The organism is Candidatus Zixiibacteriota bacterium (genome assembly GCA_036397555.1).
Lineage (GTDB): Bacteria > Zixibacteria > MSB-5A5 > WJJR01 > WJJR01 > DATKYL01.
In genome coordinates this window covers 606,827-618,937 of record DASWIS010000008.1, presented here as the reverse complement: position 1 = coordinate 618,937, position 12,111 = coordinate 606,827, and the positions used below count along the sequence as shown (strand labels likewise).

The window sequence follows — 12,111 nt, the reverse complement described above, 5'->3', positions numbered from 1 at the left end:
TGCTCAACGGGCGGGGAGTGGCTGCCTACCCGCCCGCCCGCCCGCCCGTCCAGCCATTGATTCACAATCTCCATGCAACATCTTACTTCTTCTTCGTGCGCACCGGGACTCGTTCGACAACCGCGGTATTCTTTTGCTTACGCGCCTTGTCGACGGGAATAAACTTGCCCGACCCAGCATCTCGACCACGTTGCGTGGTCTTTCGCTTCGACATCGCACACCTCCTTTCTGTCAAGTCTTATGCCATCGACTCCTCGGCCTTACTGGGCCGATGGACGGAACGGCCCCCTTGCGATGTCCCGGGCCGGCACCGATATTGGTATTAGCGTTTGCCATGTGGCCTCGATCCGCGTGGTTTGAGTTAGCTCTGCCGTCTCGCGCAAACGGGACGGCGGGGCGTCTATTCAGCCCCCGAAGGGGCTTGGAAAAGGGACTTGGCGCGCGTGGCCAGATGGAATAACTGAGCTGTCTCTTTTCCCTTGACAGACAGTCAGTTATGAGGTATCCTCGCATAGGAAAAGCTCCTCTCTTCGCCGAGCGGACTTTCCGACTTTTGGGCCGGGTGTTATCGCACCCGGCCCTTTTCTGTGCTCCAAAAAACTCAGTCTCAAGCTCCATGTCAAGCGGAATCACACGCCCTTGACCGATTTCCTGACGATCCGCCAAGGAATTCTTGTCAGCTCAAAGCAACACCCAAGACATTGGTATTAAATAGTGTATATCTAATTCAGAATCAGAATCATAGAATTCAATTGACATAAAAGATTCAAATAGTTTATTTCTGATCGATTTCGGCGAAGAGAAAGGAGCCTTAGATGTCAGAGCATTTGAGAAAGTCGATTGAGGAGCTAACGGCCCGTCTAAATGCACAGGAGAACGAGGTCGCCAATACCAAGCGTGCGATCAACGCCCTGTGTCAGGCAATGGATGAACCTCCGCGTTATAGGAGCGTAGAGCCGGAGCGCACGGAGAGTCAGGCAATGAGACCCGATCAGTTCTTTGGTAAACCTCTGGCAAGTGTTGTGCGAGAAGTTTTAGAGATGAGGGGGCACGCCATGCAGGTATCGGAAGTCATGGATACGATGAAACGCGGTGGATATGATTTCGGCGATGAAAAGTTCGCCGAACGCGGCCTCAGGATATCTTTGGGTAAGAACACTGCGACCTTCATTCAGGTCAAAGGGTCAGACAGTTTCGGGCTTGTGGAGTGGTACCCTGAGATTGCGAGGCTGAGACGGTCAAAGAGCGGCAAGCAGGATAGCCCCGGGAATGGCGACAATGACTCCGAAGCGGCATCATCAACAAACGGGGAATCAAGTCACGATGCTACTGATGAATGACCACCCTTACATGGAATCGTCGGTTGCTTCAATGTGCATAATTGTGGCTGTGCTTTCGTCGTACTTGTAGTAGTACGTAAAGCTTGGGGTCTCATAACACGCGGCGGTTCGCTTAAAGTGATATCCATCCAAGTTTGGATGCTTAATGGCGTCGTGATGGGCGAGATCCGTTAATTCTCTGCGGATTGATATCCAAACTTCGAGGAAACGTGGGAATTTTTCGCAAAGCTCTTTGAGCTGTTGGACGCACTCGCTGGACTCGATTACGCGGCGGGGTTGGAGACTGAATTGGAGGTCGTGGTTCATTTGGAGTCGGCAGTCGCAAGTCTTTGAAGGACCTCCAATTCCCGCTTAGAGACATTGTGTTTCTGATTATCCGGAAGAAACACGCTCTCGTACGGAATCGTCTCGCCCGTTGGAGTCATTTGCCATCCCCGGAACGTATGAGATAGCTCCGAAACTGACTCCGAATCATGCGCCATGAGCGCATCGATCACGTGGTCAATTATTTCGATTTCAATTGAATCGAAGATCGACACATCCGCTTCGCGGCGAGGAATGGTTCGCGTTTGTTGCCCGCGCATGGTCTGTCTCTTAAGAATGTGGACATCTGTGCCATCCATCGCGTTTCTGACGGGCAACAGTCGCCGAGAAACTGGACCATACTGATGCTTTGTATACTCTTCACCTGTAATCGGTCGGCCATACTTTGCGTAGAAAATGAAGTCGGAGTAAAAGAGGATTTTGTTGAGCTTGGTGTCGCCCGATTTAGGGCTATACTGACACCTGTTGGCGATGTATATTACCAATTCCTTAAACTTGGCCTCCGAAAACTCAAATCTCTGTGGTTCCAGGTTCGTCACGTCCTCTCCTTCAATTCCGTCCAAGCCGTATGCACAATTGTATAAAATCACGATATTCGAAGTTTCTGCAACGCCTATTATACTACGAACGATCTGCCACGCCCGTGAACGTTTGTTCAGTAATGGCGATTACCTTGTATCACGTTTCTCTGTTTGGAAGCCCACGCGCCGGTTTTATCACCCGTCCTGCCGTAAGGTGATAAAGCTGCGTATTCCGTCGAGGCTGCATTGAGATTATCCCCAAGCGATTGCCACACAGAATCTTGCGGGAGAGATTTCAAATTAGCACTGTGCCATGCGCCCCGATGGTGTCCTGATCTGACAGCGGGTGGGTCAGTGCGGGACTTGGCGGGGCTCATCGACCGTTTGGCCTGTCGGCTGTTTGACAAACGCCGCAATCCGCTCATAGAAGGCCGCTCCGGCGACTTCGTGGGTGTCGTTGTGGTCGGCGCCGTCGATCAACCATAACTCACGCGGACCGCCCCCCAAGCCGTGGAGGACCTGTGAATCCTCGACAGGAATGGTGCGGTCGGCGGTGCCGTGGATCAGCAAGACCGGTACCGTGAGCTGGGGGAGCTTGGTTTCGTTGTCCAGGACGTATGACATGAGCCATGACGTGGGCAGGAATGGGAAGATCCGCCGCGCCATCAGCCGCCCGGAACGGAAGGTCGATTCGAGAATCAGGGCCGCGCATGGGCGCTGGTGAGCCAATTCGACCGCCACGACGCCGCCGATCGAGTGCCCCCACGGGATAATGCCATCGGAACTGCCCCGCGTCGAAACGGCATGGTCGTAGACCGCCGCGGCGTCGAGATACACCCCCTCTTCGGTTGCCCTTCCCCCCGACTCCCCGGTGCCGCGATAGTTGAACGCCAGAATGCGCAGGCCATGGGCTGCGGCGTTGAATAACAAGTCGGTTCGGTCGGTCAGGTTTCCGGCATTACCGCAGCAATAGAGCAGGACCGGCTCATCAGCCGGCAACGGCGTCTTCCAGCCGACGATGCGGACCCCGTCGGCTGCCGTCACTTCGAATCTTTCAAAACCCGGCGGCGGCGGAGTCGGACCGGGGATGGGGTGAAACGCGATGCGCGGCTCGATCCAGCGCATGAACAACTTCAGCGCAAGAGCGGCAACCGCTAGGATACCGAGCCAGATTACGATGCGCATCACGATTGCCCGCATGGAAGGATTGTCGAGCGGTGCATGGCGCCCGGCATACCCCATTGTAACACCAAGCACGCGTCATCGACACGCGAATCGGTCGCTCACAATCGGGAGAATGGCGAGGGCTACTTCAGGAGGACCATCTGGCGGGTCTGCGCGGCGGCGCCGTCGACGATCAGCCGTGTGAGATAGACACCGGAGGACAGTAGCTGGCCGGAATCGCCGCTGCCGTCCCAAGTGACGTTCTGCGGGCCGGTCGGCAGGACACCGTCGACGAGGGTGCGCACATGCTGCCCGAGCACATTGTAGACGTCCAGGCGAACGCGGCGAATGCCATCGCCGGAGAGTGTGAATGGAATGTTGGTGGCGGCATTGAACGGGTTTGGGTAGTTCTGTGACAGGCGAAAGTCGTCGGGGTGAAGCGTGCCGCCGCCGCCGGTGATGCCGAGGATCAATGCCCACTCGCGGTAGGCATGCACGGAGGCATCCCGCAATGCGTTGTGATCATTGGCGGTGATCAGTGCCAGGGCGACGGTGACCGTACTGTTGCCGTTGAGATCGACTGACGGAGTCGATACGATGGCCATGTAGTCGGCGGCGCTTTGCGGCGAAGGATCGAGACCTGACTCGAAGGCGCTGTTTTTGTCTGTTTGTGTCAGGCCGCGTTTGTAACCGTTGCCGTTCTCAAAATACCGCACCGCAGCCGGGGTGAAACCCAACGCGGCGATGCCGATGACTGAACCGTCCGGGTCCGAGGCAAAACTGAGAAGGTCAGCGGCGGCATCGAATGAAACCAGTTCATGGCCGTGCCCGGCGCCAGGCAGATCGACGTCGAATACCCATGCCATCCCCAGATTGTCGATCGGCAGACCGTCGCGCGTAGAAACGGCCCACGACAAGATGCTAAATGAGTAGGATGATTCGGTGACGCTGGACAATAGACGCTGCGAGACGCTGACGCCGACCGGAGTTTGCGCCCGCTCATCGGTGAATGTCAGCGCATCGTTGCTGCCTGATGCCGATCCCCCTGGCGGTGAAACCGGCGCGAACCCGAATTCGGGCACCGCATCGGTCCCACGAGTGCAGCCGACCGGTGCGCCGTTCGGAGTGCCGAAATAGAGAGAGCCCTCGTAAAGGATATTCCCGATCTCACCCGGGCTTCTCCAGCCGACGCCTCCAGCATCGAGGATCGATCCCGGGCCCAGTCCGATCTGGCCGAAATTGGAGATGGTGAGCTTCGCATCGCTTTGTTCGGCATCGACGAGGATAGCGCCCTCCGGCAAGCCGCAGATGAACCCAATCGTGTCGAGTTGCTGCCAGTTGCCCGGATCGCCGTTGAGCCGCAGTTCAAAGAGCACCGAGTCGCCGATGCGCGCTTCGTTGTCCAAGGAGACGACAAACGGCGACGAGCTGTTGTCGAATACAACGCCCTGCTGAAGCTGCCCCAACTGAATCGCATCGCCCGACACCGTGGCGCAGGACGACAGACTCGTCAGTGTTGCGGTGACAGCAAATGCCCCAGCGCCGGTCGCCTTGATCGAAAACACGAGATCCCCGGTCTCACCGGGAGCGAAGATCGCATCGGCGGAGGCGTCGGCGATGATGCCGGCGATCACGATCGATGGCGAGGCGGGGGGGCGGACGGCTGCCAATGCCGCCTCCAGATCGATGAGTCCGCGTCCCGACGAGTTGTCCTCGCCGGCCGCTCCGATATCCTGTGCCGTGCTCAGCAGGGCGAGCTTGATTTCCTCGGGGGTCAAATCGGGATTGTACTGGCGCAGCAACGCAACAGCGGCGGCGACATGCGGCGCCGCCATCGACGTCCCGGTAATGGTTCGATACGAATTGTCCTTGTACGAGGAGCGAATGTTGACTCCCGGCGCTACGATCTCCGGCTTGATGGAGACAGCGTCGCACGCCGAGGGACCGCGACTGGAAAACGACGGTATATCGAAGACACCGTCGGCTTCCGAGCAGGCGCCGACGGAGAAACTGGAGGTCGGTGAGGTGCCGCGGTCGGCAGGATTGCGCAGCGACATCGAGAACGGCCCTTCATTACCGGCCGCAAACACGCACACAATGCCGAGCGCTTCGACATGATCGATCGCATCGAAAAACAGTTGATCGCAGGGATTGATGACCTGCTGGGTGACGCCCCAGGAATTGCAGACGACGTCGGGGACATCGTCGACGGTCGCCGGATTGCCATCGGGATCGACAACCCACTCCAATGCCGAGAGAATGTCCGCGAAGGTCGTCGCCAACGGCCGTCCGCGATCCACAACACCTGCGGTAATCCATTCCGCGTCGGGCGCGACACCGATCGTGTCGGCGCCGTCGCGTCCGACCATGATTCCCATGACATGGGTGCCGTGGCCGTTGTTGTCGAGGGGTGTGTCTCCTTTGAGCGGATCGAACCAGCCGACGGCGCTGCCGTGATCCTGCCCGCGCCAGCGATGGCGCAACGCCGGATGATTGCCCTCGACCCCTGTGTCGATGGAGGCGATCACACGTCCCGCGCCGGTCAGACCGCGGGACCAGAGAGCCCGTGCCCGAACCAATGCGAGGTTGTATTGAGCACCGCTTTGGCTCTCTTCGGCGGAGGCGATGGAAACCGGCGCCATCAACTCGATCGATCCGTTCTCGATGATGCGAACGATGTCGTCGTTTCCGGACAGTTCCAACAACGCATGAAGATCGACGCGCAGGAGCGCGAGGTTGTCAATCCAGAATCGATGCAGTATCTCGGCCGCGCCTGAGTTCAACTGCCCGGCCACGCGGTCGAGCGTACGATCATGATTCCCTGCGGCGTTTTGTAGCCGCGACATGACGGACCGATACCGATCGGTGCGATTGAGAGACGCGGCCGCAACGCGGGATATATCGACGGGACGTTCCTGTCGCAATTCGACGAGCACTTCGAATCGGTCAGCGGGCGTAGCGGAGGCGATGAGTTGCTGAAGGGCCGGAGAGAGTACCAATTGCTGCCTTGGAGTCAGCGCGGCACGCGTCTCGGGAGACACCAGGACGACGATGATCAGACCAAGAACAGAGCAGAAAACAGCGCGCTTCATGATGGACTAACTTTGAGCAAGGCCAGTGCCGTTGTTCATAATTTAAGCTCCAAACGCGATTTTGATCCGGGTTTTTGAAATGTTTCTATCATGTTGCCGCGTAATGCGTTACTGTCGCATTCCTGGAATGGGCCCATCGGATGGGCCGCGGCATGGAGAGGATTGTGAAGACCGATTCGCTTTAGCGGACACAAATTGCAGATTGTGCCGGTGCGCAAGAGTGGGCCATCCACTGACGCAGCGCGTTGCACACACCGGTGGGATTGTGCTGTCGGGGGGAATCAGGAACGATATACTGCAACCGCATGACGGGGAGTCCCGAAAAGCAATCCTACTCGTTCTGGATAATCGGTGCGCTGTTAGCCGGCGGCATCATTCGTGCCATCTACCTATGGCAATCCTCGGCCAGCCCATTCTTTGACGGGTTAATCAGCGACGCGGCGCACTTCGATCAGTGGGGCCGGGCCATTGCGGCGGGGGACGTGTACGGATCGGGTCCCTATTTTCGCGCGCCGTTTTATGCCTACTTTCTCGGTCTGCTCTACCGCCTGTTCGGGCACGAGCTCATCCTTGTGCGCGTACTCCAACACGTGATCGGACTCGCGGGCGTCTGGATAACCGCGCGGCTCGCGGCTCGCTTGTGGGACGGCCGCGTCGCGGCGATGACGGCGTGGATCATGGCTCTGTATCCCACGACCGTCTTCTTCGAGGGCGAGATTCTGTCGGACTCCATTCTGGTTGCGTTGTCATCGGTCATCCTGCTGACGATCGTCTGCGGACTGCATGATCACAGACGGTGGCTGCTGTTTGTGGGCGGTCTTACCGTCGGGCTGTTCGCCATCACGCGGCCGACAATTCTCGCAACCGTTCCGATTCTGCTGGCGTGGATGGTTTGGGACAGGAGACGTGAACGACCATCGGGACATCGCATCCGCAACGCGCTGGTTTATCTGGTGGGAATCGTGCTGCTGATCGCACCCGTGACATTGCGCAATCTGATTGTCGGCGACGATTTCGTGCTGATTGCGACGCAGGGCGGGGTCAATTTCTACGCCGGCAACAACGCTGATGCCGACGGCGTCTCCGTGTCGATCGCACCATGGGGAAATCAGTGGGCGACAGAAGATGTGCAACGTGCGGCTGAGCAAGCCCGCGGTCGCGCGCTGACGGCATCGGGGGTATCTGGCTACTGGACCTCCCGTGCCCTGGAATATTGGACGGAATCGCCGCTGGACGCATTCCTGCTGTACGTTCGCAAGTTCGCGATATTTTGGCAAAACACCGAATTCGAGAATACACGCGATATCGACTGGTCGACTGCGCGGTGGGGACAGGTTCTTCGCTGGATTCCGCTGTCGTACGGTTTACTGGTTGCCGTCGGACTGTATGGCTGGATCAGACGGAATAGTTCGGGGGGCGAAGGACGATTTTGGATCGCTGTGTGGGCGGTCTCCTATGCAATGGCTGTCAGCGCCTTCTTCGTTGTCGCGCGGTTTCGTCTGCCGATCGTCGGGGTGCTCGCCATCGGTTGTGCCGCGGGTGTCGTGTCGCTTTGGAAGACAGCGTCGACGCGCCATTGGCGTAGCTTCAGCAGAGACGCCGTTGCGGTCACGCTGCTGTGTGTCCTCGTCCACATCGACTGGTTCGGCCTGAGCCGGCATTCGCAGGCCCGATCATATTTTACGCTCGGGAATACACTGGCCCGATCGTCCGCCCACGCGGCCGCGTTGGCCGCGTACGACTCGGCGCTCGTGCATGACCACGCTTATCGCGGGGCGTGGCAGGGACGCGGTGTCGTGTTTTACCGCCTGGGTCTCCACGATTCGGCGGCATCAAGTTTTGAACGCGAGATGCAATTGCATCCCGGCAATCTCGGCAACAGGGTCAATCTCGCACAGACCTGGATCGATCGGGGAGAATTCGATGCGGCATCCTCGTTGCTCTCGGGTGTTCTCGCGGAGAACCCGTCTCAGCGTGAGGCCCTGCCGATGTCCGCGCGACTGCTGCGCCGCAGTGGTCGTTCCCGGCAGGCGCTGAGTGTCTTGCGTATGGCTGGGGCGTCCGGTGGGTCAGACCCGGAGCAGACGCTGCTGGAGGGTGTGCTGCTGCTTGACCTCGGAGAACTCGATGATGCCGCAAGCCGGTTTCGCACATACCTCACTGGGTCTCAACGTGGTTCGCCGGGAATCGATCAGGAATTGGCAGCGACGCGTCTGATTGCCGACGACCCGAGCAAAGACGTGGCCCTGGCGCACTACAATCTGGGCGTCATCGCCGGCTATCGGAATCAGTGGGAAGATGCGGCGCAGCACCTGGCGACCGCCGTTACCGGCGACAGTGCTCTCAGTGCGGCATGGTCGAATCTGGCCACGGCCCACCTCACGCTCGGGCGCGCTGAGGAAGCGCTCAGCGCTGCCGCCACGGCAGTGAAGTTGGAGCCGGAGAACACGACTTACCTCTATACTCTGGCGTTGGTGCAAGGAAGCAGGGGGGACTCGAGCGGCTCGATAGAGACCCTGCGACGGACGTTGGCCATCGACTCCACATTTGCCCCGGCCCGGGCACTGCTTCGACAACTCCCGTAAGTCGCAAAAAAAGCCCCCGGATCGGGCATCCGGAGGCTGAATGACAAATGTCCGTTCGGTTATGGAGGAGTCAACTCATAGGGAAGCATGAACCAGTCCACCATCGATGTCACCAACTCACGCGCGTGGTCTTCCTTCAAGTACCACAATGGGAATGTGGTGTATGCGGTCTTGTACAACGGGACATCGGTGTTGGGTCCGACGCGGCGCAGCATCACGAGCTTGTTGTGAACAAACGACGGTGCGCCATACGGCGGGATCGGACCATTCGGGCGCCAGCTCTTGAATGTGTAGAGCGGGGTCGATGTATTGCCTCGCACGACAATGTTGACGTCGGGTACGCCGGTCATATGGTCGACGCCGTTGGGAATGAGAAGATTCCACAGGGCCTGGTTGATGTACATGCTGTCCCGCACACGAATCGGATCGATTTCCAAGATCGACGGAAGACCGACGGCATCGGGCGTGCTCACGGCGCCAATGAACTCGTCATTGGAGGATGGGGCCGGTGTCGGGAAGCCAAAAACTTCAGCAGGAATCACCGCCCGACGCCACGCCGGGTAAAACATCGCTTCGATATCGAAGTAATCGACGGCCAGGGGATTAATCTCGCTCGGTGTGTCAATGAAGCTGAGGAGCCGTGGCGGCGATGCCTGAGCCGTGTTGAAATTCGACAGCAATCCATGGCGCGAGATGATCCATAACTTGCCGCCGGCATCCAGATACCGGCGCATGACTCCCATACTCTTGGGCGGGGCGTCCGGTCTGTTGATCTGATTGCAGATGTCATCATCGATCCAGATGGTCAGCTTGTGCTTGGCCATCTGCGTCATGCTGATCAGGTTGCCGCAACTGGAATCAAAGGGGAGGACGAACCCGGGGCACTGCAGACCCGGCGCCGGACCCCGATGCCGCCACCACACGTCGCGTCCGTGTTGCCACTCGGGATACGCAGCATCCAGCAATCGAACCAGGAGTTCCTGCGGCTTGTCCGGCCGTGCCCGCGAGGCCAGTCCGCTGGGCTGAGTGCTGCAGTTGTAGTCATTGTCATCGACGAGCAGAACTTCGCGCTCGAATTGCGGATAGACCGCCTTAAAACTTACAAAGGCCGGCGTCGTGTCCTGTATCGACGCGTCATCGCGGGCGGTCACGGCGAACAGGAAGAAACCTTCGCGTGTCGTGTCGGAAGGATTTGTGACATCGGCGCGATTCCAGAGATCCCATATATCGGCCGTCGTATCGCGAATCCAAACACCCACCAGCGGGTCGGCATTCTGGGATTGCAGCACCGGATCCAGGTCCAGCGTATCGGCCAGTGTCGCACGCGCATCAAAGGGGCCATAGACGCGCCAGTGGTATTCTAAGTCCGGCAGCGCGGGAGGCACGAAATCGAGCCGATCCTCGCCGCCCCAGGTCAGGCGGATCCCGCGGTACGTCTCGCTCAATTGCGGCAGCGAAATGTACTCATCATAAGCGTCGAACGTCGGGGAAATTGAAGTTTCCGGCCAGTGATTGCGGCGCAGGAAGTTGCGATACTTGATGGTCGATTGGTCCCCCTGATCGTCGATCGCGCGGATGAAGAAATACTGGTCGGCCACCTGTGATATGCAGTTGTCGGGGCGCACGACCCCACCGGATTCCGTCGAATCACAGTCGGCGATCAGCGGAGAGGCAAAGAGCCGGATACGGTCCTGGTTGGGATTGCCTATGACTTCGTCAACAAAAATTGAGATCCAGTAGTCGTACTCATCCGTCAGAATGTTTTCGATAAACCACTCCAGCCGCTGCGGCGCGGCAATGCCGTTGGCCGCGGCGATGCTGTCGATTTCGGAGGTCAACACCACCGTATGATCGAACCGGATGATCCGCCCGTCGCGGTCGGTGCCGTACCAGCGGATCGTCGGACTGGTGGCGAACTCGGTGCCATCGACCGGAATGTTGACCAGGAAGACCTCGGGGGGCAGGTTGTCACCCGGACCGCCCTTGGTCTCCGGCGCGCATCCGGCGCCCAGCCACACCATCGCCAGCAACACGGTGACCGCGGCGGCTGCGCGCCTGCGACCAAGTGTGCGCGCCATCAATTCGCTGCCCATAGGATCCTGCATCCTCCGTCCCATCCTACAAATCGAGTGTGAACGAAAAGCGGTGAATGTCACCGAGCACTTCAAAGTCACGATAGCCATAGTCAAGCTGCAACGGCACGCCGACGGAATTCAGTTTGAGACCGCCGCCAACCGAAAGCCCTCCCAAGTCATGTTCAAATCGCTGGCCGAAGCGGAACGACGCAAACTCCTGGTAGGTGTATTCCACCCCGGCGTTGTACCGTTCGCGGTTATCGGACGGATGTGCTCCCTCCACCGCGAGAATGGCGTGGTGTTCGGGCGAATCCATGACATCGATGGCCCCCCCGAACTTAAAGTTGATCGGCAGCGCGAACTCGTCTTCAATGAAGCTCATGTCGGGCCCGAAATTCGAAAGCATCATCACGATCTTGAAGTTGCGGAACCCGGTGTTGTATTGGGTGCCGACGTCGGCTGCCCAGCCACTGGCCCGCTCTTCCTCGTAGAGCTCGTCAATAACCTTAATCGTGGCACCCAGAGAGAACCGGTCGGTGAGGAATCGCGCGTAGGAGAATGACAACGCGTAGTCCCGCGCACCGAATGTCCATCCCGGCGTGGGCGTCTGGCTGTAGTGCGTCGTGTACGAGATGTCGCCGGCATCCAATCCATAGTATGCGAACCCGATCATACCGCCCAGGGCGGGTAATGCCGCACCGATGAAGTGGTACATGATGCCGACCGGATAATCGATGTAGGAGTACATCACCTGAGGATGATCGAATTGCACGAGCCCCGAGGGGTTGTAGTACACGGCCGAGACGTCGTCGGCGATGGCCGTAAACGCATTGCCCATCGCATCGGCACGGGGTGAGACGCCGATTTCGAGGAATTGCGCTCCGGTCGATCCGACTTTGTCCTGGGCGCGCGCCGACCCAGCGCCGATCATCAGCAGGATGGCCCAGAATCCTGTTTGCGTGACGAGTGAGAGCAGTCTCTTCATATCCGATACCTCAGCGCTGCCGCCC

At 58.7% G+C, this 12,111-nt stretch carries 8 protein-coding genes; 2 read left to right on the top strand and 6 right to left on the bottom strand.

Annotation, left to right across the window (positions count from 1 at the left end; translation table 11 throughout):
- Positions 1 to 82: 82 nt before the first annotated feature.
- The gene (locus VGB22_04245) at positions 83 to 214 is read right to left on the bottom strand and encodes a hypothetical protein (GenBank protein HEX9750489.1); all 132 of its coding nucleotides are present in this window, start codon (positions 212 to 214) and stop codon (positions 83 to 85) included.
- A gap of 601 nt (positions 215 to 815) precedes the next feature.
- Here VGB22_04245 and VGB22_04240 point away from each other — a divergent pair.
- Positions 816 to 1,340 carry a hypothetical protein gene (locus VGB22_04240; GenBank protein HEX9750488.1) on the top strand — a complete coding sequence of 175 codons (525 nt, stop codon included), beginning with the start codon at positions 816 to 818 and terminating at the stop codon, positions 1,338 to 1,340.
- 302 nt (positions 1,341 to 1,642) lie between these two features.
- On the opposite strand, the gene VGB22_04235 is transcribed toward VGB22_04240, so the two are convergent.
- The 3 genes from VGB22_04235 to VGB22_04225 form a co-directional block, all read right to left on the bottom strand.
- A complete protein-coding gene (locus VGB22_04235; GenBank protein HEX9750487.1) occupies positions 1,643 to 2,203 on the bottom strand; it encodes a Panacea domain-containing protein in 561 nt (186 codons plus the stop codon).
- Between the two features lie 333 nt (positions 2,204 to 2,536).
- Positions 2,537 to 3,442: an alpha/beta hydrolase gene (locus VGB22_04230; GenBank protein ID HEX9750486.1), complete on the bottom strand. Its 906-nt coding sequence runs from the start codon at positions 3,440 to 3,442 to the stop codon at positions 2,537 to 2,539.
- 50 nt (positions 3,443 to 3,492) lie between these two features.
- Positions 3,493 to 6,441, bottom strand: a complete 2,949-nt coding sequence (locus tag VGB22_04225) for a S8 family serine peptidase (GenBank protein ID HEX9750485.1) — start codon at positions 6,439 to 6,441, stop codon at positions 3,493 to 3,495.
- Between the two features lie 305 nt (positions 6,442 to 6,746).
- Between VGB22_04225 and VGB22_04220 the strand changes: the two genes are divergently transcribed.
- Positions 6,747 to 9,026, top strand: coding sequence for a tetratricopeptide repeat protein (locus tag VGB22_04220; protein HEX9750484.1), 2,280 nt, complete (start codon positions 6,747 to 6,749; stop codon positions 9,024 to 9,026).
- Positions 9,027 to 9,085: 59 nt separating this feature from the next.
- Here VGB22_04220 and VGB22_04215 read toward each other — a convergent pair whose 3' ends face one another.
- Together VGB22_04215 and VGB22_04210 are read right to left on the bottom strand one after the other, a co-directional pair.
- On the bottom strand, positions 9,086 to 11,119 hold the full coding sequence (locus VGB22_04215) for a hypothetical protein (protein HEX9750483.1): 2,034 nt from the start codon (positions 11,117 to 11,119) through the stop codon (positions 9,086 to 9,088).
- A 25-nt stretch (positions 11,120 to 11,144) separates the two neighbouring features.
- The gene (locus tag VGB22_04210) at positions 11,145 to 12,086 is read right to left on the bottom strand and encodes a PorV/PorQ family protein (GenBank protein HEX9750482.1); all 942 of its coding nucleotides are present in this window, start codon (positions 12,084 to 12,086) and stop codon (positions 11,145 to 11,147) included.
- Positions 12,087 to 12,111 lie beyond the last annotated feature (25 nt).

Bases quoted from the DNA above. Each gene is read 5' to 3' on its own strand.
- VGB22_04245 (HEX9750489.1), bottom strand. From the start codon at position 214: ATGTCGAAGCGAAAGACCACGCAACGTGGTCGAGATGCTGGGTCGGGC.
- VGB22_04240 (HEX9750488.1), top strand. From the start codon at position 816: ATGTCAGAGCATTTGAGAAAGTCGATTGAGGAGCTAACGGCCCGTCTA.
- VGB22_04225 (HEX9750485.1), bottom strand. From the start codon at position 6,441: ATGAAGCGCGCTGTTTTCTGCTCTGTTCTTGGTCTGATCATCGTCGTC.
- VGB22_04220 (HEX9750484.1), top strand. From the start codon at position 6,747: ATGACGGGGAGTCCCGAAAAGCAATCCTACTCGTTCTGGATAATCGGT.
- VGB22_04215 (HEX9750483.1), bottom strand. From the start codon at position 11,119: ATGGGCAGCGAATTGATGGCGCGCACACTTGGTCGCAGGCGCGCAGCC.
- VGB22_04210 (HEX9750482.1), bottom strand. From the start codon at position 12,086: ATGAAGAGACTGCTCTCACTCGTCACGCAAACAGGATTCTGGGCCATC.